This window comes from Streptomyces sp. NPDC030862 (assembly GCF_055571835.1).
In genome coordinates this window covers 27,013-48,927 of record NZ_JBVIEN010000013.1, presented here as the reverse complement: position 1 = coordinate 48,927, position 21,915 = coordinate 27,013, and the positions used below count along the sequence as shown (strand labels likewise).

At 75.0% G+C, this 21,915-nt stretch carries 22 protein-coding genes; 7 read left to right on the top strand and 15 right to left on the bottom strand.

The genetic code is table 11. The annotated features are described in order from the left end of the window. Positions 1-6 precede the first annotated feature (6 nt). The gene (locus ACZ42X_RS29790; RefSeq protein ID WP_468296439.1) at positions 7-1,197 is read right to left on the bottom strand and encodes a zinc-dependent alcohol dehydrogenase; all 1,191 of its coding nucleotides are present in this window, start codon (positions 1,195-1,197) and stop codon (positions 7-9) included. A gap of 193 nt (positions 1,198-1,390) precedes the next feature. Between ACZ42X_RS29790 and ACZ42X_RS29785 the strand changes: the two genes are divergently transcribed. Beyond that, a complete protein-coding gene (locus tag ACZ42X_RS29785) occupies positions 1,391-2,158 on the top strand; it encodes a GntR family transcriptional regulator (RefSeq protein WP_468296436.1) in 768 nt (255 codons plus the stop codon). 26 nt (positions 2,159-2,184) lie between these two features. Here ACZ42X_RS29785 and ACZ42X_RS29780 read toward each other — a convergent pair whose 3' ends face one another. Continuing rightward, positions 2,185-3,711 (bottom strand): amino acid permease, encoded by a 1,527-nt coding sequence (locus tag ACZ42X_RS29780; protein WP_468296433.1) that lies wholly within the window; start codon positions 3,709-3,711, stop codon positions 2,185-2,187. Between the two features lie 149 nt (positions 3,712-3,860). Next, positions 3,861-4,859: a hypothetical protein gene (locus tag ACZ42X_RS29775; RefSeq protein WP_361423806.1), complete on the bottom strand. Its 999-nt coding sequence runs from the start codon at positions 4,857-4,859 to the stop codon at positions 3,861-3,863. A gap of 313 nt (positions 4,860-5,172) precedes the next feature. Here ACZ42X_RS29775 and ACZ42X_RS29770 point away from each other — a divergent pair, with 313 nt between their 5' ends. Genes ACZ42X_RS29770 through ACZ42X_RS29760 form a run of 3 tightly spaced genes read left to right on the top strand, consistent with a single transcriptional unit; the run spans position 5,173 to position 9,232 of the window. After that, positions 5,173-6,663, top strand: a complete 1,491-nt coding sequence (locus ACZ42X_RS29770; protein WP_468296430.1) for an FGGY family carbohydrate kinase — start codon at positions 5,173-5,175, stop codon at positions 6,661-6,663. 32 nt (positions 6,664-6,695) lie between these two features. After that, the gene (locus ACZ42X_RS29765) at positions 6,696-8,081 is read left to right on the top strand and encodes an FAD-dependent oxidoreductase (protein WP_468296427.1); all 1,386 of its coding nucleotides are present in this window, start codon (positions 6,696-6,698) and stop codon (positions 8,079-8,081) included. Next, positions 8,078-9,232 (top strand): NAD(P)/FAD-dependent oxidoreductase, encoded by a 1,155-nt coding sequence (locus ACZ42X_RS29760; RefSeq protein WP_468296424.1) that lies wholly within the window; start codon positions 8,078-8,080, stop codon positions 9,230-9,232. Before ACZ42X_RS29765 ends, ACZ42X_RS29760 begins: the two co-directional genes overlap by 4 nt. Here the strand turns inward: ACZ42X_RS29760 and ACZ42X_RS29755 are convergent. Then, on the bottom strand, positions 9,195-9,962 hold the full coding sequence (locus ACZ42X_RS29755) for a uracil-DNA glycosylase (RefSeq protein WP_468296421.1): 768 nt from the start codon (positions 9,960-9,962) through the stop codon (positions 9,195-9,197). The two genes, ACZ42X_RS29760 and ACZ42X_RS29755, sit on opposite strands and share 38 nt — an antisense overlap. A 43-nt stretch (positions 9,963-10,005) precedes the next feature. Here ACZ42X_RS29755 and ACZ42X_RS29750 point away from each other — a divergent pair, with 43 nt between their 5' ends. The 3 genes from ACZ42X_RS29750 to ACZ42X_RS29740 all read left to right on the top strand — a co-directional run bounded on the left by ACZ42X_RS29750 (position 10,006) and on the right by ACZ42X_RS29740 (position 11,172). After that, the gene (locus tag ACZ42X_RS29750; RefSeq protein ID WP_468296419.1) at positions 10,006-10,476 is read left to right on the top strand and encodes an NUDIX hydrolase; all 471 of its coding nucleotides are present in this window, start codon (positions 10,006-10,008) and stop codon (positions 10,474-10,476) included. Positions 10,477-10,531: 55 nt separating this feature from the next. Next, positions 10,532-10,777 carry a hypothetical protein gene (locus ACZ42X_RS29745; RefSeq protein ID WP_361423684.1) on the top strand — a complete coding sequence of 82 codons (246 nt, stop codon included), beginning with the start codon at positions 10,532-10,534 and terminating at the stop codon, positions 10,775-10,777. Positions 10,778-10,866: 89 nt separating this feature from the next. After that, entirely contained in the window at positions 10,867-11,172 is a 306-nt protein-coding gene (locus tag ACZ42X_RS29740) for a hypothetical protein (protein ID WP_468296416.1), read from the top strand. A gap of 27 nt (positions 11,173-11,199) precedes the next feature. On the opposite strand, the gene ACZ42X_RS29735 is transcribed toward ACZ42X_RS29740, so the two are convergent. The 11 genes from ACZ42X_RS29735 to ACZ42X_RS29685 all read right to left on the bottom strand — a co-directional run bounded on the left by ACZ42X_RS29735 (position 11,200) and on the right by ACZ42X_RS29685 (position 21,912). Further along, a complete protein-coding gene (locus ACZ42X_RS29735; protein WP_361423803.1) occupies positions 11,200-11,619 on the bottom strand; it encodes a cold-shock protein in 420 nt (139 codons plus the stop codon). 144 nt (positions 11,620-11,763) lie between these two features. Beyond that, positions 11,764-11,931 (bottom strand): hypothetical protein, encoded by a 168-nt coding sequence (locus tag ACZ42X_RS29730; protein WP_468296413.1) that lies wholly within the window; start codon positions 11,929-11,931, stop codon positions 11,764-11,766. A gap of 40 nt (positions 11,932-11,971) precedes the next feature. Then, on the bottom strand, positions 11,972-14,065 hold the full coding sequence (locus tag ACZ42X_RS29725) for a sensor histidine kinase (RefSeq protein WP_468296412.1): 2,094 nt from the start codon (positions 14,063-14,065) through the stop codon (positions 11,972-11,974). A gap of 256 nt (positions 14,066-14,321) precedes the next feature. Then, entirely contained in the window at positions 14,322-15,011 is a 690-nt protein-coding gene (locus ACZ42X_RS29720) for a response regulator transcription factor (RefSeq protein ID WP_468296409.1), read from the bottom strand. 64 nt (positions 15,012-15,075) lie between these two features. After that, entirely contained in the window at positions 15,076-16,197 is a 1,122-nt protein-coding gene (locus tag ACZ42X_RS29715) for an NAD(P)-dependent alcohol dehydrogenase (RefSeq protein ID WP_468296406.1), read from the bottom strand. 31 nt (positions 16,198-16,228) lie between these two features. Then, on the bottom strand, positions 16,229-17,791 hold the full coding sequence (locus ACZ42X_RS29710; protein WP_468296404.1) for an FAD-dependent oxidoreductase: 1,563 nt from the start codon (positions 17,789-17,791) through the stop codon (positions 16,229-16,231). Then, positions 17,788-18,333, bottom strand: coding sequence for a VOC family protein (locus ACZ42X_RS29705; RefSeq protein ID WP_468296401.1), 546 nt, complete (start codon positions 18,331-18,333; stop codon positions 17,788-17,790). The genes ACZ42X_RS29710 and ACZ42X_RS29705 overlap by 4 nt, the downstream gene beginning before the upstream one ends. After that, positions 18,330-18,719, bottom strand: coding sequence for a hypothetical protein (locus ACZ42X_RS29700; RefSeq protein ID WP_468296398.1), 390 nt, complete (start codon positions 18,717-18,719; stop codon positions 18,330-18,332). Before ACZ42X_RS29700 ends, ACZ42X_RS29705 begins: the two co-directional genes overlap by 4 nt. Then, on the bottom strand, positions 18,716-19,501 hold the full coding sequence (locus ACZ42X_RS29695; protein WP_468296395.1) for a cupin domain-containing protein: 786 nt from the start codon (positions 19,499-19,501) through the stop codon (positions 18,716-18,718). The genes ACZ42X_RS29700 and ACZ42X_RS29695 overlap by 4 nt, the downstream gene beginning before the upstream one ends. Continuing rightward, on the bottom strand, positions 19,494-20,717 hold the full coding sequence (locus ACZ42X_RS29690) for a sedoheptulose 7-phosphate cyclase (RefSeq protein ID WP_468296392.1): 1,224 nt from the start codon (positions 20,715-20,717) through the stop codon (positions 19,494-19,496). The genes ACZ42X_RS29695 and ACZ42X_RS29690 overlap by 8 nt, the downstream gene beginning before the upstream one ends. 16 nt (positions 20,718-20,733) lie before the next feature. Continuing rightward, positions 20,734-21,912 (bottom strand): 3-dehydroquinate synthase family protein, encoded by a 1,179-nt coding sequence (locus tag ACZ42X_RS29685; protein WP_468296389.1) that lies wholly within the window; start codon positions 21,910-21,912, stop codon positions 20,734-20,736. Positions 21,913-21,915: the final 3 nt, after the last annotated feature.

Below are 21,915 nucleotides of genomic sequence, written 5' to 3'. Positions count from 1 at the left end.
CAGGCGTCAGGGGCGCATGACGACCTTCACCGCGCCGTCGTCCTTGTGCTGGAACATCCGGTACGCGTGCGGGGCGTCGGCGAGCGGGAGGTGATGGGTGGCGAAGCCGTCCACGCCGAGCGGGTCCTCGTCGGTGAGCAGGGGCAGGATGTCGTCCACCCAGCGGCGGACGTTGGCCTGGCCCATGCGCAGTTGGATCTGCTTGTCGAACAGCGTCATCATCGGCAGCGGGTCGGCGGCGCCGCCGTAGACACCGCTGAGGGAGATCGTGCCGCCACGCCGTACGAGGTCGATGGCGAGGTAGAGGGCGGCGAGCCGGTCCGCCCCGGCCTTCTGGTGGAGCCTGGCCGCCCAGGACTTGGGCAGCAGCCCGGCGGCCTGCTGCTGGGTGCGGGCCAGGGGGCTGCCGTGGGCCTCGGTGCCGACGGCGTCGATGACGGCGTCGGGGCCGCGGCCCCGGGTGTGGGCCTTGACCGCGTCCACCAGCTCGTCCTGGCTGTCGTGGCCGGTCAGGTCGAACACCTCGACGCCGCGCGCCTTCGCGCGCTGGAGGCGGTCCCACACCAGGTCGACGCCGATGACCTGGGCGGCGCCCTGGTGGAGGGCGATGCGGCAGCACATGTCGCCGATGGGACCGAGGCCGAGGACGGCGACGGAACCGCCCGGCGGGATGTCGGCGTACCGGACCGCCTGCCAGGCGGTCGGCAGGACGTCGGAGAGGTACAGGTAGCGGTCGTCGGGCGGGCCCTCGGGGACCTTGATGGGGCCGAACTGCGCCTGCGGCACCCGGAGGTACTCGGCCTGGCCGCCGGGCACGGAGCCGTACAGCCGCGAGTAGCCGAACAGGGCGGCGCCCATGCCCTCCTCCCGCACCTGGGTGGTCTCGCACTGGGTCGGCAGCCCCGAGCCGCACATCCAGCAGTGGCCGCAGGCGATCTGGAAGGGGACGACCACCCGGTCGCCGGGCTTGAGGCCGGGCACCTCGGCGCCGACCTCCTCGACGATGCCCATCGGCTCGTGCCCGAGGATGTCACCGGGGGTCATGAACGGCGTGAGCACCTCGTACAGGTGCAGGTCCGAGCCGCACAGTCCGGTGGAGGTCACCTTGATGACCGCGTCCGTCGGCCGTTCGATCCTCGGATCGGGCACCGTCTCCACCCGGACGTCGCGCTTGCCCTGCCATGTCACGGCCCTCATCGTGCATGTCCCTTCACCGGCTCCTGCGGGGTGCGGCCCGGGTACCCGGGCGCGTCGCCGGTGAATCCGTTTTCGGCCAGAGTGCGAGGGAAAGACCGGACCCCCCTTCCGGGAAGGTTTAGACCAATGATAAGGATTCCTCACCCAAACAGCACGCTCGGCTACGCTGAGCGAAGGAAATTGAGGGTTGAACATGGCTGAGCCTCAGGCCCCCGCGCTCCCGCTCTACCTCCAGGTCGCCGCCGCGCTGCGCGACGAGCTCGTACACCGGCGGATAGCGCCGGGCTCCCGGCTGCCGTCCGAGCGCTCCCTGGTGCAGCGCTTCCAGGTCAACCGGCAGACCGTACGCAGCGCCCTGCGGCTGCTGCGCGACGAACGCCTCGTCGTCACCGAACGGCGCGGCACCTTCGCCGCCACCGGTGGCGGCCAGCAGGCGCCCAAGCCGGTCCTCGCGCCCGGGCTGCTGCAGTTCCCGTGCGGGCCCGGCGCCCCGGACGCACTCGCCGAGGTGGACCTCGCCTGGGAGCCCGCGCCGCCGGACCTCGCCGAGCGGCTGGGGCTGCTGCCCGGTGAGCCGACGCTGGTCCACCGCCACCGGCTGCTGGGGACGGGGCCGGCCGGTGGCCTCCGCGGCTCCGGCGGGGGCTCCGCGCCCGTGCGGCAGCGGGCCGTGACCCGGTTCTCCCGGTACGCGCTGGCCGAGGTGCCCGAACTGGCCCGCTACCGGCGCCCGCAGGCCCGGCCCGGCCGGCCGGACCTGCGGCTGCTGTACCACTGGATGCACCGGGCCGGACTGCGGCTGACGCGGCGCGAGTCCATCGGCGTCGACCACGGCCCGGGCGCCTCCGCGTGCCTGGCAGTGCACCGCGAGGTGAGCGACCAGCACGGGCACGTGCTGGAGGTGACGGACATCCGCTTCGCGCCGGAGTCCGCCTCCTGGACGTACGAGTTCACCAGCTGAGCCACGCGCCACGGGCACGGAGGGCGTCAGACGATGCCCTCGGCGATCTCCGCCTGTTCGCGGGCGTTGCCGTACGGCGCGGGCGTGCCGTACGAGCGGCGGGCGACGTACCACCACACGCTCGCCAGGATCAGCACCACGGCGAGCGCGATCACGGCGTAGTTCATCGAGTCGATGGTCACCGGTGCCTTCTGGGGCAGGCAGAAGAGCACGGTGACGACGGCGACCCAGACGACGGCCGTCCAGCCGATGGGCTTGGACCAGCGGCCCAGCGACCAGGGCCCGGGCTGGAAGCGGTCCCCCGCGCGCAGCCGCAGGTAGATCGGGATGGCGTAGGCGGGGGTGATGCCGATGACGTTGATGGCGGTGACGGCGCCGTAGGCGGTCGCCGAGTACAGCGAGGGGACGGCGAGCACGGCCGCGACCGCGACCGAGAGCCACACCGCGTTGGCCGGGGTCTGGGTGCGGCTGCTGACCTTGCGCCAGAGAGCGGAGCCCGGCAGGGCGTTGTCCCGGCTGAAGGCGAACACCATGCGGCTGGCGGCGGCGACCTCGGCGTTGCCGCAGAAGAGCTGCGCCACGATGACCACCAGGAGCAGGGCCGTGGCGCCGGCGGTGCCCAGCGCGTCGATGAGGATCTGCGCGGGCGGTACGCCGGTCGCGCTGTTCTGCGTGCCCGCGTAGTCCTGGATGGCGAAGGTCAGCCCGGCGAGCAGGGCGAAACCGGCGATCCAGGAGACCCAGATGGCCCGGACGATGCCCTTGGCGGCGGAGACGGACGCGTTGGAGGTCTCCTCGGAGAGGTGGGCCGAGGCGTCGTAGCCGGAGAACGTGTACTGGGCGAGGAGCAGTCCGATGGCCGCCACGTAGAAGGGGTTGGCCCAGCCGGTGTCGTTGACGAACTCGGTGAAGACGAACTCGGCCGACTGGTGGCGGTCGGGCACGAGCGCGAGCGCGCCGACGATGACGGCGACGCCGGTCAGGTGCCACCAGACGCTGATGGAGTTGAGGACGCTGACGAGGCGGACGCCGAAGAGGTTCAGCACGGCGTGCAGCAGCAGGATGCAGAGGAAGATCGCGAAGGTGGAGCCGGGGGTGGGCACGAAACCGAACTGGAGGTTCAGGAACGCGCCGGTGAAGAGGGCGGCGCCGTAGTCGATGCCGGCTATCGCGCCGAGGAGCCCGAGCAGGTTGAGCCAGCCGGTGTACCAGCCCCAGCGGCGGCCGCCGAGCCGGTCGGCCATGTAGTACAGCGCGCCCGAGGTGGGGTACGCGCTGGTGACCTCGGCGAGCGCCATGCCGACGCACAGCACGAACAGGCCGACGCCCGCCCAGCCCCAGAGCATCACGGCCGGGCCGCCGGTGCCGAGGCCGAAGCCGTACAGGGTCATGCAGCCGGAGAGGATGGAGATGACGGAGAAGCTGATGGCGAAATTGCCGAAGCTGCCCATGCGGCGGGCCAGGACCGGCTGGTAGCCGAGCTCTCTGAGCCGCTGCTCGTCGTCCAGGGGCGGGGCCTGCCGCTCCGGGCGGGCCCACAGGGTGCGGGACATGGCGGTACCTCCGAGTGGTGGTGGCAGGGGGGCGTCAGGGTGGCGGTAGGGGCGGGGCCGGGTCCCTCGCGGGTTCAGCGGCCCCGGAAAGCGGGCCCGGAAAGCGGCCGCCCGGAGGGCGGTTCCGGGAGGCGGTTCCGGGAGCCGCTTCAGCCGTCGCGGGCCGCGCCGAGGCAGCGGGTGCGGGCGCGCCGGAACACCTCCTCGGCGAGCGCCCGGTCACCCGGGTCGTCCGTGCGGTACGCCCACGGCTGCGGCGTGTAGTACGGACCGAGCGCCTCGAAGACGGGGGCGGCCTCGGTGAACCGGAGCGCCCCCCACAGGGCGTGCGCCAGGTGGTTGAGGTCGAGCAGCGACGCGGTGGCGGGCACGGCGTGGTCGAACCAGGCGAGCAGGGCGCGCAGCGCGTCGCGGGTGGCGTCCTCGGCGACCCAGTGCAGGTCGAGCGCCTTCTCCTGGCCGCGCTCGCGGCGGTAGCGCTCGACCCGTACGTACAGCGGCAGGACGTGCAGGGCCGAGCCGGGCGGGGCGGAACCGGCCGCCCACTGGACGAAGTTCACGGCCTCGGACAGCGACCCGGACGTGGGCTCGGGGCGCCGGGCGTAGAGGAACTGGAGCATCCGGTGGTACGCCTCGCGGTTGTGCGGGTCCCGCTTGTCGGCCTCCGCGAGCAGGCCCCACGGGCCGGGCGGCAGCATCGGGCCGGGCGGGCGCAGGCGGTGCTCCTCCATGCGCTGGCCCTCGTCCAGGACGGCGAGCGCCAGCAGGCACACCCAGGGCACGGGGTCCGCCGGGGAGACCCGGGCGGCGGTGTGGCAGGCCTGCCAGGCGAGCTGCCAGAGTTCCTGGGTGCGCGGGTGCCGCTCGCGGTGGGCGCGTACGGCGCGCTCGGCCGCGACCCGGGCGTGCATCACGGTGGCGGCGACGCTGTACGGGTCCTCCGCCCGCCAGGCCTGTACGACGTCGGAGCCTGCGGCGACGGCCGCGAGCACCTGGGTGCGCTGGGTCCACAGCGACCAGTCGGTGGTGTCGGCGAGGAGCTGGGCCATGGAGAGCCAGCGCCCGGTCCGGAGGTCCTGTACCACCGCGCGCAAGGCGGTGTCGTGTCCCGCGGGGTGGTACACCGGCCGGAAGTCGTGGCCGGGCATCACCTCGTCCCCGAGGGCGGACAGGCCGGACGAGCGGCCGGTGGGGCTGTGCTGGTCATGGATCCTCTGAGCGGGGGGTGGCAGATGGAACACGGAACGGACGGGCGAACTGGCGGCCGATTACGCGGCGTTGATCGGCGATCACTATAGAGTGTGCTGGACGATTGCGATCCACTTTTGACAAAGGTCGTAACCATTCGGCCACACAAGGAACTTGGCGAGAAGTCACCGAGCAGTCAGCCAGAAGTCGGAGGAGCCCGATGTCTGTTACCGGCCCCGCGAGGGCGCACGTGACGACCGGAGAGGAGGGGCGATGACGGGCCCCGTACTCGCCGTCGACCAGGGCACGTCGGGCACCAAGGCGCTGGTGGTCTGCCCCGAGCGGGGCGTGATCGGCTCCGGCACGGCCCCGGTGCGGCCCCGGCGGCTGCCGGGCGGACGGGCCGAGGTCGATCCGCACGAGCTGCTCGCCTCGGTCGTCACCGCCGGGCGCGCGGCGCTGGCCGACGCCGGCGAGCCGGTCGCGGCGGTGGGTCTTGCCAACCAGGGCGAGACCGTCCTGGCCTGGGACCCGAGGACGGGCGAGCCGCTCACCGACGCGATCGTCTGGCACGACAAGCGGGCGCGGGACGTCTGTGCGGAGCTCGCGCCGCACGGCGACGCGCTGCGCGCGGCGACCGGGCTGCCGCTCGACCCGTACTTCGCCGCGCCGAAGATGGCCTGGATACGCCGCCGGCTCACGCGCGAGGGCGTGGTGACCACCAGCGACGCCTGGCTGACGCACCGGCTCACGGGCGGTGGCGCGTTCGTCACCGACGCGGCCACGGCCGGCCGCACCCAGCTCCTCGACCTGGACACCGTCGACTGGTCGCCGTACGCGCTGGAGGTCTACGGGCTGGCCGACGAGCGGCTGCCCGCCATCGTGGACGCGGCGGGGCCGGTGGGCACCACATCGCTCTTCGGTGGTTCCGGCGGCCGTCCAGGCGGCCGTTCCGGCGGCGGTTCCGGCGGCGCGGAGGTGCCGGTGACCGGCCTGCTCGTCGACCAGCAGGCGGCGCTCCTCGCCCAGGGCGCGACGGCCCCCGGCGCGGCGAAGTGCACGTACGGCACCGGGGCGTTCCTGCTCGCGCAGACCGGCGACCGGCCCCGGCGCGGCGGCTCGGGCCTGGTCAGCTGCGTGGCGTGGCGGCTGCGCGGGCGGACCTCCTACTGCCTGGACGGGCAGGTGTACGCGGCGGCCTCGGCGGTGCGCTGGCTCACCGACCTCGGGGTCATCGGCGGCGCGGCCGACCTCGACCCGGTGGGCTCCTCCGTGCCGGACGCGGGCGGCGTCACCTTCGTACCGGCGCTCGCGGGGCTCGCGGCGCCGTGGTGGCGGGACGACGCGCGCGGGTCGGTGACGGGACTCGGTCTGGACACGACGGCCGGACACCTGGTGCGGGCGCTCTGCGAGGGCATCGCGGCGCAGGTGGTGGAGCTGGCGGCCGCGACGGGCGCCGAGCTGGGGGCGCCGCTGGACGTGCTGCGGGTCGACGGTGGGCTGACCCGGTCGGCTCTGCTCATGCAGACGCAGGCGGACCTGCTGCAACGCCCCGTCGAGGTCTCGGCGTTGCCCGACGCCACCGCGCTCGGCGCCGCCGTGCTGGCGCGGCTGGGCCTCGACCCCTCGCTCTCCGTGGAGCGGGCGCTGCCGGAGTGGAAGCCGTCCGCCGTCTACGAGCCGCGCATCCCGGCGAGTGAGGCCGCCGAGCGGATGGGCGCCTTCCGGGCTGCGGTGGCGGCGCTCGTGGACGGCCCCCGGTGACCGGCACCGGGAGCGTGACCCGGGGTGGGCCGGTGCCGTCGGAGCCGTACGACGTGATCGTCGTCGGCGCGGGGGTGGTGGGCTGCGCGGTCGCCCGCGAGCTGGCCCGCTTTCCGCTGCGTACGGCGGTCGTGGAGGCCGCCGACGATGTCGGTGAGGGCACGTCGAAGGCGAACACCGCCATCCTGCACACCGGTTTCGACGCCGTACCGGGGTCGCTGGAGGCGCGGCTCGTCCGGGACGGGCACCGGCGGCTCGCCGCGTACGCCGCCGAGACCGGCATCCCGGTGGAGCGGCTGGGCGCGCTGCTCGTCGCCTGGGACGAGGAGCAGCGCGCCGCGCTGCCCGCGCTCGCGGCGAAGGCGGAGCGGAACGGCTACCACCGGGCGCGGATCGTCGACGCCGCCGAGCTGTACGCCCGCGAGCCGCGTCTGGGCCCCGGCGCGCTCGGCGCGCTCCACGTGCCGGACGAGAGCGTCATCTGCCCGTGGACGACGACGCTGGCGTACGCCACCCAGGCCGTACGCGCCGGGGTCGATCTGCATCTGGGGTGCAGGGTGGAGGCGGTCCGCCCGGCCCGCGCGGGCCACGTGTGGCACGAGGTGGTGACCGGGCGGGGCGTGCTGCGGGGCCGCCACCTGGTCAACGCCGCCGGGCTGTACGCCGACGAGCTGGACCGGCACCTGGGGCACCGCGACTTCACCGTACGGCCGCGGCGCGGGCAGCTCATCGTCTTCGACGCGTTCGCACGCGGGCTGGTCCAGCACATCCTGCTGCCGGTGCCCACCGCGCTCGGCAAGGGCGTGCTGGTCTCCCCCACCGTGCACGGCAAGGTACTGCTCGGGCCGACCGCCGAGGACCTGGAGGACAAGGGCGCGACGGGCACGACGGCCGAGGGGCTGGCGTCCCTGCGCGAGCACGGCCGCCGGATCCTGCCGGAGCTGCTGGACGAGGAGGTCACGGCGGTCTACGCGGGGCTGCGCGCCGCCACCGAGGAGGACGACTATCGGATCGCGTGCCACGCCGAGCAGCGGTACGTGACGGTCGGCGGTATCCGCTCGACCGGGCTGACCGCGTCCCTGGCGATCGGCGCGCATGTGGTGGAGCTGCTGAGGCAGGCGGGGCTGGAGACCGGGGCCGCGCGCGAGCTGCCGAAGGTGCGGATGCCGAACGTGGGCGAGGCGTTCCCCCGGCCGTACCTCGACGCCCAACTGATCGCGGCGGACCCGGCGTACGGGACGATCGTCTGCCCCTGCGAGCGCGTGACGCGCGGCGAGATCCGCGACGCGCTGGCCGCTGTGATCCCGCCCGCCTCGCTGGACGGGCTGCGGCGCCGGACGCGGGCGCGGGCCGGGCGGTGCCAGGGCTCCGTCTGCGGGGCGGCGGTGCGCGCGCTGTTCGAGGAGGCCCGGCCATGACCCGTCGTACGCGCACGGTCGACGTGCTCGTGGTCGGGGCGGGACCGGCGGGGCGCGCCGCGGCCGCCCGGCTGGCCGCCGCGGGCGCGGGCACGGTCGAGGTGCTGGAGCGCGGGGCTCGTGCCGACCTGCGGGGCCGGCCGGGGGGCGCGGTGCTGCGCACGGGCGTCACCGCCACCGGGTGGGCGGGCCCGCGCACCCTCGACACGACGGGTCCGGGCGGCTTGGAGCGGATCACCGCGCGGGCGGTGGTGCTCGCGACCGGCGCCCGGGAACGGCCGCGCGCCGCGCGTCTGGTGCCGGGGACCCGGCCGGCCGGGGTGCTGACGGCGGGTGAGGTGCTGCGGACGGTGTCCGGGTGCGGTGCGGGCCGGCGCGCGCTGGTCGTCGGGGCCGAGGAGCCGGTGACCCGTCACGTGGTACGGGCCCTGCGGCGGGCGGGTGTGGCGGTCGCCGCACTGGTCACGGAGGAGCCGCGGGGCATGCCGGCGGCCTTCGGTCCGGGGAACGGGTGCGTCCCGGTGCTCGGCGAGACGACGGTGACCGAACTGCTCGGCCGTGGGCGCCTGTCGGGCGTGCGGCTGCGCCACCGCGACGGGCGGACGGCGACCCTGGCGTGCGACACCGTGGTCTTCGCCGGCGATTGGATCCCGGAGCACGAACTCGCGCGGTACGGCGGCCTCGTGCTCGACCCGGGCACACGGGGCCCCGCGGTGGACGGCGCGTTCCGTACGTCGGAGGCCGGCGTGTTCGCGGTGGGCGACCTGCTGCACGCCGTGGAGGGCGCCGGGAGGGCGGCCGCGGAGGGCCGGGCGGTGGCGGGGGCGGTCCTGGCCCACCTGGCCGGGCGTGCTCCCTGGCCGGGTCGGCCGGTTCCCGTCGTGGTGGACGCGCCGCTGCGCTGGGTGGTGCCGAACCGGATCGACGGGCCGGTGGCCGGCGGTCTTCTGCTGCGTACGCGCGAGCGCCTGGTGCTCCCGGTGGTGACGGTCCATCAGGATGGTGCGGTGCTGCACCGGCAGCGGGTGTGGTGCCCGGCCGCGCCGTCGCGCTCGGTGATGCTGGCGGGCGGCTGGACGGGCCGGGTCGATCCGGACGGCGGACCGGTCCGGGTCACGGTCGCAGTCCCGCGGCGTGGGCGGCGCGGCTGAGGACGTCGGTCAGCATGTCGGTCGTGAGGCGGCCGGTGAAGGTGTTGCGCTGGCTGACGTGGTAGCAGCCGAAGAGTTCCAGGTCCGGTCCGCCTCCGCCGGCGGGCAGGGTGAGGTGCGCGCCGTGCGCGAAGGCCGGGCGGGGGCGGGGCACCACCCAGCCGGCGGCGGCAAGCGCGGGCAGGACCGCCTGCCAGCCGAAGGCGCCGAGGACGACGAGCGCGCGGACGGTGGGGCGCAGCAGCCGCAGTTCGCCGGCGAGCCAGGGGCGGCAGGTGTCGCGCTCGCCGGGTGTCGGCTTGTTGGCGGGCGGGGCGCAGTGGACGGGGGCGGTGACGCGCACCCCGTACAGGCGCAACCCGTCGTCGCGGTGGGTCGCCTCGGCCTGGCTGGCGAGTCCGAGGCCGTGCAGCGCGGCGTAGAGGACGTCACCGGAGCGGTCGCCGGTGAACATGCGGCCGGTGCGGTTGCCGCCGTGGGCGGCGGGGGCGAGGCCGACGACGAGCAGCGCGGCGTCGTCGGGTCCGAAGCCGGGGACGGGGCGGGCCCAGTAGTCCCAGCCCGCGTAGGCGCGGCGGCCCTCGCGGGCGATCTGCTCGCGCCAGGCGACCAGGCGGGGGCAGGCGCGGCAGTGGGTGACGCGCTCGTCGAGCCCGGGGACGGAGGCGGCGCGGGCGGCCTCGTACGCGGGGAAGTCCGGCTGGTCGGGTGAGCTGGGCTCTGCTGGCATCGGTCCTCCGTTCACGCTGTAGGACCGACGGTAGCGTTTCGGTATGACGGTGAAGCGAAGCGCGGGTCTGCTGCTGTTCCGCACCTCCGGCGGGCGCCTGGAGGTGCTCATCGCCCATATGGGCGGGCCGCTGTGGGCCTCGCGCGATGCCGGGGCCTGGTCGGTGCCGAAGGGCGAGTACGCGGCGGACGAGTCGCCCGAGGCGGCGGCGCGCCGGGAGTTCGTGGAGGAGCTGGGGCTGCCGGTGCCGGACGGGGACGCGGTGCCGCTGGGCGAGGTGCGGCAGGCGGGCGGCAAGGTGGTCACGGTGTGGGCGGTGGAGGGCGACCTCGACCCGGAGGCGGTGGTGCCCGGCACGTTCACCATGGAGTGGCCGCGCGGCTCGGGCGTGACACGGGAGTTCCCGGAGGTGGACCGCGTCGCGTGGTGCACGCCCGAGGAGGCGTCGCCCCGGCTGGTGTCGGCGCAGCGGGTGTTCCTGGAGCGGCTGGAGCGGTACGTCCGCGCACGCTGATTGTCAGTGCCGTGCGGGAGAGTGGAACTCCCAACCGGTCGACGAGGAGCGAGAGATGACCACGACCACCTTCGGCATGCGCGAGCGCGCGGCGGCCCAGGCGTACCTACGACTCGTGGAGGCGGCGCAGGCGGTGCTCGGCGACCCGGAGCTCGCGCCGATGGCCGGGGTGTACCTGGCGTCGTCGCTGGCGGAGGCGGACGAGGCCCTCGCCCGCGCGGGCCTGCGGGGGAACGAGACCCGTCTGCTGCGTCTGGCCTCGGCGCTGCGCGCCCCCGCGCCGCCACCGGACCGGGACTGACCGGTCGTTCCACGAGACCGCCCCCGGCCTCCTGCCGTCGCCCGTTGGCGGGGCCTGCCCCGTCGACGGCGGGGGGGTAGCCTGCGGGCATGTCGGTCAACATCAATCTGCACTTCACCGTCTCTCAGCTCACGGACGCGGCACAGGCCGAGGCGGTCGCCGCATCGATCGGCGAGCTGCTGCGCGACGAGGGCATCGAGGACCAGATCAGCTACGGCACGGCCTGCGACGACGGTGTCCACTTCGTGTCGGGCGAGACGCGGTTCCCGCTCAGCATCACCCGCTTCGGCCGCTGGCAGCCGGAGTTCGAGAGCTCGTTCGCGTTCGCCGTGACCGAGGCCGCCCCGGCGGCGAAGGGCGTCATCGAGTGGGGTTACCCGGACGAGGAACGCTGAACGACCTGCGCGGGGCGGGGGCGGGGGTCAGGCGTCGAGCCAGCCGTAGGAGCGCGCCAGGTCGGTGACGCTGGCGCGGACGCGCTTGAGCTGGGCGGCGGTCAGGGTGCCGTCCGCGTCGATGAGCGCCTCGGTCAGCTCGGCCTGGAACTCCGCCGTGGTGAGCACGTCCAGCGTGTCGTCGTCCGGGTCGTCTCCCGGGGCGGGCGCGGGCGCGGGCACCGCGGGGCGGCGCGCGGGCTGGTCGACGAGGCGGATCTCCGACGCCTTGGGTCCCTTGTCGCCCATCTCCAGGTAGAACTCCACCTCGCGCCCCGCTCGGTACAGGTACTTGTCGTCCACCAGGTCGTTCGCGTGCATGAACACGTCTTCGCCCCCTTCCCTGGGGACGATGAACCCGTAACCGCGGACCTCGTCGAACCGCAGGATCTTGCCCACCATCAACACAGCCGTTACCTCCACGCCAACACCACTTCTGCGGCGTGAATCTACAGGCGTGGGCGGCCGTGGGGTACGGCCCGGGGAGAGAAGTCACCGACGTGCGTGGGAACGGGCCCGGCGATGCCGGGCCCGTGTGATCGGTGCTCGGGGTCAGCACTTCGGCCAGCAGGTCTTGTTCGAGCCTCTGGCGCCGAAGCGCTGCCAGTACCGCTGACGCGGCTGGTCCTGCTGGTGCTTCACCCAGCTGTGGACGGCCGTGGCTGCCGCGGTGGCGGCGGCCACTGCCGCGGCCACGGTGCGGGCTCGGGTGCGGGCCATGGGGAACTCCTCGTATCGCTCGTGGTGTGTGGTCCGACGCTCACGAGTCTGGTTCGCTCCCCGCCCCGGGCGCATGGGACTGGTGTCCCATCGTGGTCCCAGGCCGGGCCGGGAGTGCCGCGTGGACGACCGTGCCGTCCGCGGTGCTGCTGAGCGTGAAGCGGCCGCCGAGCTCCTCGGACCGCTCCGCCATGGAGCGCAGCCCCACCCCGGGGCCGCGCGGGTGGGCGGAGAAGCCGTCGCCGTTGTCGGCGACGCTGACGGCCACCGTGCCGTCGGCGACGGTCACCGTGGCGTGCGCGTGGTCGGCGCGGGAGTGGCGTACGGCGTTGTGGAGCGCTTCCGCGGTGATGCGGTACACGGCCACTTCGAGGGCGGCGGAGAGCCTGGGCAGCGGATCGGGGTCGACGGTCACCGAGATGGACAGCGTCCGGGTGCTGAGCTGCTCGGCGAGCTGCCGCAGCGCGCGGGACAGGTCGGCGCCGTCCAGGGCGGCCGGTGCGAGGCCGTCGGTGATGCGGCGCAGCTCCTCGATGGCGTGTCCGATGCCGTCGGAGACGGCGTTCAGGGGCTGCGCGGCCTCCGGCGCGGCGCTCCGGCGGACGGCGTCGACCTGGAGGCGCAGTCCGGACAGGGCGGGGCCGAGCCCGTCGTGAAGGTCGTGCCGCAGGCGGCGGCGCTCCTCCTCGCGGGCGAGGACGATGCGTTCCCGGCTGCTCTGGAGGTCCTGGTGGAGCCGCAGGGAGGCGAGGGCGGGGGCGGCGTGTTCGGCGAGCACCTGGACGGCCTCCCGGTCCTGCGGGTCGAGCGCCAGCTCGCCGGTGCGCGGCTCCACCGCGAGCCGTCCGATCTCCCCGCCCCGGTACAGGAGCGGGAAGCTCTCCGTGGCGCGCTCGCCGCCGCCGTCCGGCTCGCCGGACCTGGCCAGTTCCCGGGGCCCGTACTGGGTGTGCACGGTGACGGCCGCCGCGGGCAGGCCCAGCGTGTGCACGGCCATGCCGCACAGCAGCCGGGGCGCCTCCCCCGGGTCGGGTGCCCGGCTCAGGCGGTCGGCGAGGTCGCGGACCACCTGGTAGGGGTGGGCGCGTTCGCCGTAGTAGTAGTGGTCGACCACGCGGGAGGCCCACCGGGCCGTGGGCCGGAGCAGGACGCCGACGACCAGGGCGACGGCGCACGCGGGCAGCAGACGCGCCGGGTCCGCGGTGCCGGGCGCGAGGGTCCACAGCAGCAGGCCGCCGATGCCGTACGCCACGAACAGGACGAGGGTCAGCAGCATGGCCGTCAGGACGCGGCGCGCGGCCCGGTCCAGCACCCACGTGCGCCGGCGGGCGTGCAGGTAGCCGAGGGCCAGGGGCCACACCACGGCCGCCGGGTACTGCAGGGCGATCCGGACGCCTTCGGGAATATCGGCGTAGTTGTGCAGGTACAGGACGGTGACCCAGGCGGCGTACGGCACGACGACGAAGGTGCTGCGGCGGTACTCCGCCGAGCGCGCCATCCGCACCACCAGGATGACCAGGCACAAGCCGACGACGATCGGCGGAACCCAGTGGCGGGCGGGCTCCATGAAGGGGGCCGCCCAGTCGCGCACCCGCCCCCACACTCCGGTGGCGAGCGGGTTGCGCACCTCGTACCAGGAGTCCTCCCCCGCCCATTCGAAGAGCTGCTGTGCCAGGCTCCACACGGCCAGGGCGATCACGTACATCCGCCACCAGCCTCGCGGGGTGCGGCCGTCCGGGAGCCAGAGGGGCAGGGTGTAGATGACCACGCCGAACAGCGTGTAGTCGACGACGGCCGCCGCGACGGCGGCCGGGCCGGCCGCGGGACCGGCCAGTCCGATGGCGGCCGCGGTCGACAGGGTCGCGCCCACCGCGGCCGCGGCGCCGGCGCACAGCAGCAGCCAGCCGAAGACGCTGCCGGAGCCGCGGGCGATGAACGACATGCCGGACAGGGCCAGCCCGAGGCCCAGGAGCAGGCCGATGGCCGTGTAGTGGAGCTCGGTCGCCACAAAGGCCGGGTGGCCGAGGTGGCTGATGGTCAGGACGACCCACAGGATCCCCGACAGCGCCGTGGCCACGCAGACTCCGTACGCCGGGAGCAGCGGCGGGCCCGCGCCGGGGGGCTTCCTGGTCACGGGCGTTCGCGCGGGTCGCGCCCCGGGGGTCGTCGGTGCGCCGTCGGCCGCGGGTGCGCCGGGCGCCGGTGCTCTGGTCGTCCGTGGTCCTGGTCGGGGCATCGTGTGCTCCTCGCCATCGCCGGGTGGCCTTCCAGGGTCGGCCGCCCGGCGTCCCGGCCGCATGAGGCGCGGGTCCCGTCGCGGTCCCGTGTCGCGGCGGGACCGGCCGGTGGGTCGGCTGGTGAGTGGGCCGGTGGGTGGGGGCGACCGGGGATCAGGCGTCTTCGCCGAGGCCCGCGTCGCGGGCGCGGGCGACGGCCTCGGCGCGGGTGGCCACGTGGAGCTTCTCGAAGATGTGCGTGATGTGGTTGCGCACGGTCTTCTCGGAGAGGACCAGCTCCCGGGCGATGCGCCGGTTGTCGAACCCGCGCGCGATCAGGTCCAGCACCTCGCACTCGCGGGCCGTCAGGGCGGGGAACAGCTGCTCCGCGTCGCGCCGCCTGCTCCCGGAGACGAGGCCGGTCAGGCGTGCGGCGACGCCCGCGCCGAACACGGCGCCGCCCGCCGCGACGGTCCGGACCGCGTGCAGGACCTCCTCGGCGCCGGCGCCCTTGACCACGTACCCACGCGCCCCTGCCTGGAGGGCGGCCAGCAGGTCGCCCTCGTCGTCCGACATGGTGAGCGTGAGCACGGGCAGGCCGGGATGGAGCTCGGCGAGGGTGCGGATCGCCTGGATGCCGGAGCCGTCCGGCAGCCCGAGGTCCATGATGACGACCTCGGGCCGGCACCTCTCCACGGCGTCGGGCACCTCGGCGACGGTCTCCGCCTCCCCGACGACGGCCACCTCGCCGAGGCTCTCCAGGGCGGTCTTCAGGCCGCTGCGGAAGAGCGGGTGGTCTTCGACGATGAGGGTCCGCAGGACGTGCCGGTCCGCGGTTTCACGGTGTTCGCCAGCTTCACTCACATCTCGACCCTAAGTGATCTTTGTGACACCGGCATATTTTCCGGGCATCGCCCGACGTCCGGCGTCACGGCATGAGCAGGACCGGCTTGACCACCCGGCCGTCGAGCGCCGCCCCCGCCGCCGCCTCGATCGCGTCGAAGGGGTACGTCTCCACGATCGCGTCCACCGGGAGCCGCCCCGCGCGGTGCAGCTCGGCCAGGGCAGGGATGAAGACGCTCGGGACCACGTCGCCCTGGTTCACCCCGACGATCCGCGGCCCCCGATCCAGCAGGGACGGTACGTCGAAGGCCGCCTCGGTCCCGGCGGGCGGCGCCCCGACGACTCCGCACACCCCGCCCACGGCGAGGCCGTCCACCGCCTGCCGCAGCACCTTCGGCAGGCCGCTGGTCTCCAGCGCCCGGTCGGCGCCGCGCCCGCCGGTCAGGTCCCGTACGGCCTCGACGACGTCGGTGTCCCGGGGGTCGACGGTGTCGGTGGCGCCGAGGCGGCGGGCCAGGGCGAGCCGCCGCGGGTCGGGGTCCACGGCGATCACACGGGTGGCGGCCGTGAGGCGGGCGGCCATCACCGCCGCCAGGCCCACCGAGCCGGTACCGAAGACGGCGAGGCTCTGGCCCGCCTCCGGGCGCAGCACGTTGAGCACCGCGCCCGCCCCGGTCTGGACGCCGCAGCCGAGGGGTGCGAGCACCTCCGGGGGCAGGTCGGCGGGGACGGGCACCACGTTGCGGGCGCCCGTCACGGCGAGCGTGGCGAACGACGACTGGCCGAAGAAGTGCCCGTGGAGCGCGGCGCCCGCGTGCGCGCCGGTCCCGCGCACGGTCGCGCTGCCGTCCAGACGGCTGCCGCCGAAGAGGTTCAGCGTGGGCCAGTGCTCGCACCGTACGGGGCGGCCCGTACGGCAGGCCGGGCACGTACCGCAGGAGGCGAAGCTCATGACGACGGTGTCGCCGGGCGCGACCGCGGTGACGGCGGAGCCCACGGCCTCGACAGTGCCGGTGCCCTCGTGCCCGAGGACGGCCGGGACGGGGAAGGGCGTGTGACCGGCGCGGACGCTCAGGTCGGTGTGGCAGATGCCGGCGGCGCGGACGCGCACGAGGACCTCGTCGGGGCGTGGCGCGTCGACGCGCACCTCCTCGAAGGCGAAGGCATGGCCGCGGGCGCGGACCACGGCGGCGGTGGCGAGGGGCATGGGGGGTCTCCTTGCGAAGGGGTTCCACCGCTCAGGGCAGGACGCCGCCCTCGCGGGCGGTGCGCAGGGCCTGGGCGGCGATGGTCAGGGTGGGGTTGACGGCGGCGGAGGACGGGAAGAAGCCGCCGTCGACGACGAAGAGGTTGCGCACCTCGTGGCTGCGGCAGTACGGGTCGAGGACCGAGCGCGCCGCGTCGGTCCCGGCGACCGTGGTGCCGCAGTGGTGTCCGGCCTCCACGCCCATCGAGCGGCTGAAGACCAGCGGGTGGCCGGCGCGGCGCATCATGCGGGCGGCGCCGCGCACCAGGCGCCGGTGGGCGCGGGTGTTGGTGGGCTCCCAGCGAACGGTCACGCCGCCGTCGGGGGCGGGCAGGACGCGGTTGGCCGGGTCGGGCAGGTCCTCCGACATCAGCCACCAGTCGACGCTGCGGGACGCCAGCGCGCCGAGGAGCCGGCGCGGCAGGCGCGGGTGGGCGGCGGCGAGCGCCGCCGTGTGCACCTTGCCCATGAGCTGGATCGCGCCGAGCGGGTGCTCGGTGTGCGGTCCCGGCAGGTAGAAGTCGTGGACGGCGAGGGTCTTCTGGAACGTCACCGGGTTGCGGCGGCGCGGGTCGACGGCCACGAGCATGCTGTTGTTGTGCATCATCAGGTTGCGTCCGACGAGCCCGCTGCCGTTGGCCAGCCCGCGCGGGTGCGCCGCTCCCCCGGAACGCAGCAGCAGCGCCGCGGAGTTCACCGCTCCGCAGGAGACCACGACCGTCCCGGCCCGGATGCGTACCGTACGGCCGCCGCGCTCCGCGTCCACGGCCGTCACCACGCGGCCCGAGGGATGGGTGTGCAGCCGCAGCGCCCGCGTGTGGGTGAGCAGCCGCACCGACCCGGTCCGAAGGGCGGGGCGCAGCGCGCGGATTTCGGCGTCGCTCTTGGCCTCCACGCGGCAGGGGAAGGCGTCGCAGGTGCCGCAGCGCAGGCAGGCGCCGTCCGGCCGCAGGTCCACGCCGAGTTCGACGGGGTACGGGTTGAGGCCCTGCTCCCGCAGCCTGTCCGCCAGCTCGCCGATGAACGGTTCGTGCGCGACGGCCGGGTAGGGGTACGGCTCCGAGCGCGGCGGCCCGGTCGGGTCGGCGCCGTCCTGGCCGTGCACCCGGTAGAGGCGCTCGGCCTCGGCGTAGTACGGCTCCAGGTCGGCGTAGCCGAACGGCCAGGCGGGCGAGGTGCCGTCCAGGTGCTCGGTGGCCGTGAAGTCGCTCTCGCGCAGGCGGGGCAGGGCGGCGCCGTAGACCTTGGTCGTCCCGCCGACGTAGTAGCGGACGGCCGGGGAGAAGGACCGCCCGTCGGCGGTGCGCCAGGTGTCGGCGTTGTGGTAGCGGCCTTCCTCGAAGACGGCCTCGGGTGACCAGTTGGCGTCCTCGCGCGGCAGGAAGCCGCCGCGCTCGACGACCAGGACGCGGGCGCCGGTGGAGGCCAGCGCCCAGGCCGTGGTGGAGCCGCCGGCGCCCGAGCCGATGATCGCCACATCGGCCTCGTAGACGTCCTGTTCGCGGCGTACGACCGGCGGGGTGCCGGGGCCGAAGAGGTCGGTCGGGTCGGTCATGACAGGGTTCCTTCCGGCTGGAAGAGACGGACTGCGGTCGTGTCGTGGAAGGGCGGGCGGCCGGGCGCGTGGACGAGCTCCAGGTGCAGGCCGAAGGGCGTGCGCAGATAGACGAAGCGCGTGCCCGCGATGGGTCCCTCGCCGACGGTCTGCGGCTCGCCGAGCACCTCGACGCCGACGTGGGACGTGAGGTGGCGCAGCGACGCGTCGAGGTCGTCGGTCCACAGGGCGAGGTGGTGCCCGCCCCAGTCGCTGTTGTGGGGATACGCGCGGCGCTGGCCGGGCGCTTCGTACTGGAACAGCTCGACGTTGGTGACCGGCCCGAGGCGCAGCATGGCGATGTGCGCGACGGCGTCGGGGTGGACGCCGAGCTGCCGTGACATCCAGGAGCCGTCGGGGTCGGCTATCGGGCCGGTGCGGTAGGCGAGTTCGGCGCCGAGGACGCCGGTGAAGAAGCCGACCGCCTCGTCGAGGTCGGGCACGGTGTAGGCGATGTGGTGGACGGCGGTGGCGCCGGGCACGGCGAGGGCGGGGGGTGTCATGCGGAGGTCTCCTCACGTGTGGTGCTGGGGGTGCGGGGCGGCAGGGTGCGGGTGACGGCCGGCGGGGTGAGGGTCAGGCACAGCAGGTCGGCGCCGTACGGGCCGGCGGTGAGGCGTACGCCCTCCCCGTGGCGGGACAGGACGAGGGCGCGCTCGCCGAGCGGGAGCCGGTCGTCGGCGAGGACCGAGCCGGCCAGGACGTACCAGGCGGCTTCGGTGCCGTCCCGGCCGGCGAGGTCCAGGTGGGTGCCGGGGTCGAGGTGGACGTGGTCGAACGCCTCGCACTCGCTGTGCAGCATGCCGCGCCGGGCGAGGCAGCGGATGGTGGTGCGTTCGGTGCCGGGGCCGAGGAGGAGGGTGGCCCGGTGGCCGGAGTGGATGATCACGGCTTCTCCTCCCCCGCTCCCTCCACCGCGAGCACGGCGTGGAAGTACTCCAGGCCGTCGGCGTCCGCCGTCAGCCAGGCGGAGGTGCCGAGCGGCAGCGTCAGCGCGGTGCCCCGGGCCACCGACACGTGCCGGCCGGTGGTACGGGCGGTTCCGGTGCCGCCGGTGATGAACACGGTGTGCTCCTCGCCGTGGGCGTCGAGCGCGGCGCTGCCGCCGGCCGGCAGCCGGTTCAGCCGCACGGTGCGCAGGGGCCCGGTGAGGACGGTGGACGCGTCCAGGGGGCCGTGGCCGCGCAGGTCGCGGACGACGGCGCTGCGGGGGGTCTCGCGCATGGGGTGCTCCTTCTGTGCGTGTACGGGGGTGGGGACGGGGACGGGGACGGTGGTGGGGACGGGGACGGTGGTGGGGACGGGGACGGTGGTGGGAGCGGGGACTTCGACGACGAGCCAGGCCAGGGGCCGGCGTCCGGTGTTGCGCAGGGCGTGGCGGGTGCCGAGCCCGGTCAGGACGGTGTCGCCCGCCCTGACCGGGTGGGGCCGGCCGTCGAGGCTGATCTCGCCGCGCCCGGAGAGCAGGAAGTACAGCTCCTCGGTGCGGGAGTGCAGGTGCTCGCCGCTGACGCCGCCCGGCGGCAGCCAGGCCCACTCGACGGCCTCCCAGCCGCCGTGCAGCCCGGTGCGGCGGGCCAGGCAGGACCAGCGGGAGTGCCCGTCGGCGTCGTGGACGCCGTGGACGTCGGCGGGGGCGTGGACGTCGGCGATGACGACGGCTTCACGCATGGGAGCCCACCTCCTTGAGGTCGCCCGCCACCGCGGCCAGGTCGTCGGCGGCGCGGTCCAGTTCCCGGGCGGTGAGGTTGTTGACGAAGACGGAGCCGCCGATGCCGACGGGCAGCGGCAGGCGCTGTTTGCCGTCGCGGTGGCGGACGGTGTCGGCGAGCGCGTCCTTGAGCACGCCGGGCTCCATCAGGGGGTGGTGCACCGGGAGGCCGAGGGCGCGCATCACGCCGAGGACGCGGTCCCGCTGGACGGCGGTGACCAGGCCGCGGCGCCAGGCGATGACGGTGGTCAGCGCCATGTCGAGGTTGACGGCCTCGCCGTGCAGCAGCGCGGGCAGGGCGCGCATCTCGATCGTGGGGCTGAAGGAGTGCCCGTAGTCGACGACGCGCTCCAGCCGGTGCTCCCAGAGGTTGTCGTGGAGTTCTTCGAGCATGCCGTGGACCGCCCGGGCGAGGACCTCGTCCCCGGCCGCCCGCAGCGGGCCGGCGCCCTGGAAGCGCTCGGCGACCAGGCTCGCCCCGTGGCGGTCGAGGAGTTCGAACAGCTCGGCGTCCTTGATGAGCGCGATCTTGAGGATCTCGGCCATGCCGTTGCCGACGTGGCGCCGGTCGAGGGTGGCGAGGAGCGCCGGGTCCAGCAGGGTCTCGGTGGCCGGGTGGTAGGTGCCGAGCCGGTTCTTGCCGGTGTTGAAGTTGACGCCGGTCTTGGCGCCGACGCCGGCGTCCACCAGGCCGATGAGGGTGGTGGGCACGCGGACGTACGGCGTGGAGCGGCGGTACAGGCTGCAGGCGAGGCCGACGATGTCGAGCAGCACGCCACCGCCGATGGCGACGACCGGCTCCCGGCGGCGGTCCACGCCGAACCGGTCCATGGCCTCCACCACGGAGTACACCGACTCCATGGTCTTCAGCCGCTCGTGGGCCGGCAGGACGTGGATCTCGTACGCGTCGTGGCCCCGGGCGTCGCAGTAGGCGCGGATCGCGTCGCCGTAGAGCATGTCGACGCGTTCCTCGACGACCAGCAGCCGCCGGGAGGGGGCCGGCGCGCCGTCGGCGGCTCCGGCGGCCGCGAGCGCCGGGTTGTCCGGCGCGAACACGTCCGGCGCGAAGCGCACGCGGTAGGTGACCGGCTTGGCGGTGGCGACGGTCCAGCCGGGGGCGGGGCCGTCGGTGGTGAACAGGCCGTGGGTGTGGGTGTGGGTGCGCGGGAGGGGCACGGGGTTCTCCTCGGTGTCAGTGGAAGGTCAGTTCGCGTGCGCGAGGGGTGGTGGTGGGGGTGGGGGTGGCGGTCGGCGCGATCACGCCGAGCGCCTGGGTCACCAGGTCGTCGTCGACCTCGGTGAGCAGCCGGCCGCGCGCCACGTGGGGCTGTCCGAGCGCGTCGAGCAGCACCATGCGGGCCGGTCCGGAGTACGGGGCGGGCACGGGGCCCGCCGTGGGGCCGCGTCGCAGCGCGGTCGCCACGTCGGCGGCGGTGAGCGGGGCGGGCAGCTCGCGGGGGGCTCCCCAGCGGTCCATCAGCTCGTGGTGGGCCCGCTCGGCGGCCGGGCTGAGCAGCCCGGCGAGGACGGCGATCCGGGCGGCGACGAGCATGCCCAGGGCGAGGGCGTCACCGTGGGCGAGCCCGGTCCGCAGGGACAGCAGGGCGTCGGCGACGGTGTGGCCGTAGCGGAACGCCGTGGCCGGGCCCTGTTCGCGCGGGTCGTAGTACATGAGCGTGGCGCGGATCTCGGCGCTCAGGGCGACGGCGCGTGCCAGCGGCAGCGCGTCGTAGCCGGTCAGGTCCGGCCTGAGCAGGGCGCCGACCGAGTCGTAGAACGCCGGGCTGACCGCCAGGACGTTCCTGACGAGGGCGGCCAGGCCCGGGCGCAGCGCGCTCGGCGGCAGGCTGCTCAGCAGGTCCAGCTGGGCCCAGACCAGCGCGGGCGCCGTGCCCGGGGCGCCGGGGCGCTCCAGGGTGAAGGCGGTGTCGGTCATGGCCCGGGGGGTGGTGGGCAGGAGGATCAGCCGCGGTCCGCGCCCGGTGGGGTCGCCCCGGGCGGTGTCGGCGGCGCGGACGGCCAGGCGGGCCGCGGCGTCGAGGACGCCGGTGCCGCCGAGCGCGACGACCACGGAGCCGGGCGCGGGGCGCACGGCCCAGAACGCGTCGGGGCTGCCGGGGGTATCGGGGGTGTCCGGCGCCGTCAGCCGCCGCACGGGGGCGACCGGGCCGAGCAGGCGCTCCGCCCAGGCGGTGTGCGCCTCGGGCAGACCCGCACGCGAGACGAGCCAGAACGCGTCCGGTGCGAGTCCGGCGGCGCGCCGGGTGAGCTCGTCGCGGCCGGTGTCACCGCTCCGTACGAGGACGGGGTAGTGGACGTTGCCGGCGAGCATGGCGCGGTCGATGGACGCTGCGGAAGTGGTGCGCATCATGGG

Coding starts and splice junctions, on each gene's coding strand:
- ACZ42X_RS29750 (WP_468296419.1), top strand. CDS start 10,006: ATGACGGTGAAGCGAAGCGCGGGTCTGCTGCTGTTCCGCACCTCCGGC.
- ACZ42X_RS29710 (WP_468296404.1), bottom strand. CDS start 17,791: ATGACCGACCCGACCGACCTCTTCGGCCCCGGCACCCCGCCGGTCGTA.
- ACZ42X_RS29745 (WP_361423684.1), top strand. CDS start 10,532: ATGACCACGACCACCTTCGGCATGCGCGAGCGCGCGGCGGCCCAGGCG.
- ACZ42X_RS29760 (WP_468296424.1), top strand. CDS start 8,078: ATGACCCGTCGTACGCGCACGGTCGACGTGCTCGTGGTCGGGGCGGGA.
- ACZ42X_RS29695 (WP_468296395.1), bottom strand. CDS start 19,501: ATGCGTGAAGCCGTCGTCATCGCCGACGTCCACGCCCCCGCCGACGTC.
- ACZ42X_RS29730 (WP_468296413.1), bottom strand. CDS start 11,931: ATGGCCCGCACCCGAGCCCGCACCGTGGCCGCGGCAGTGGCCGCCGCC.
- ACZ42X_RS29685 (WP_468296389.1), bottom strand. CDS start 21,912: ATGATGCGCACCACTTCCGCAGCGTCCATCGACCGCGCCATGCTCGCC.
- ACZ42X_RS29785 (WP_468296436.1), top strand. CDS start 1,391: ATGGCTGAGCCTCAGGCCCCCGCGCTCCCGCTCTACCTCCAGGTCGCC.
- ACZ42X_RS29715 (WP_468296406.1), bottom strand. CDS start 16,197: ATGCCCCTCGCCACCGCCGCCGTGGTCCGCGCCCGCGGCCATGCCTTC.
- ACZ42X_RS29790 (WP_468296439.1), bottom strand. CDS start 1,197: ATGAGGGCCGTGACATGGCAGGGCAAGCGCGACGTCCGGGTGGAGACG.
- ACZ42X_RS29740 (WP_468296416.1), top strand. CDS start 10,867: ATGTCGGTCAACATCAATCTGCACTTCACCGTCTCTCAGCTCACGGAC.
- ACZ42X_RS29755 (WP_468296421.1), bottom strand. CDS start 9,962: ATGCCAGCAGAGCCCAGCTCACCCGACCAGCCGGACTTCCCCGCGTAC.
- ACZ42X_RS29780 (WP_468296433.1), bottom strand. CDS start 3,711: ATGTCCCGCACCCTGTGGGCCCGCCCGGAGCGGCAGGCCCCGCCCCTG.
- ACZ42X_RS29705 (WP_468296401.1), bottom strand. CDS start 18,333: ATGACACCCCCCGCCCTCGCCGTGCCCGGCGCCACCGCCGTCCACCAC.
- ACZ42X_RS29775 (WP_361423806.1), bottom strand. CDS start 4,859: ATGCCCGGCCACGACTTCCGGCCGGTGTACCACCCCGCGGGACACGAC.
- ACZ42X_RS29770 (WP_468296430.1), top strand. CDS start 5,173: ATGACGGGCCCCGTACTCGCCGTCGACCAGGGCACGTCGGGCACCAAG.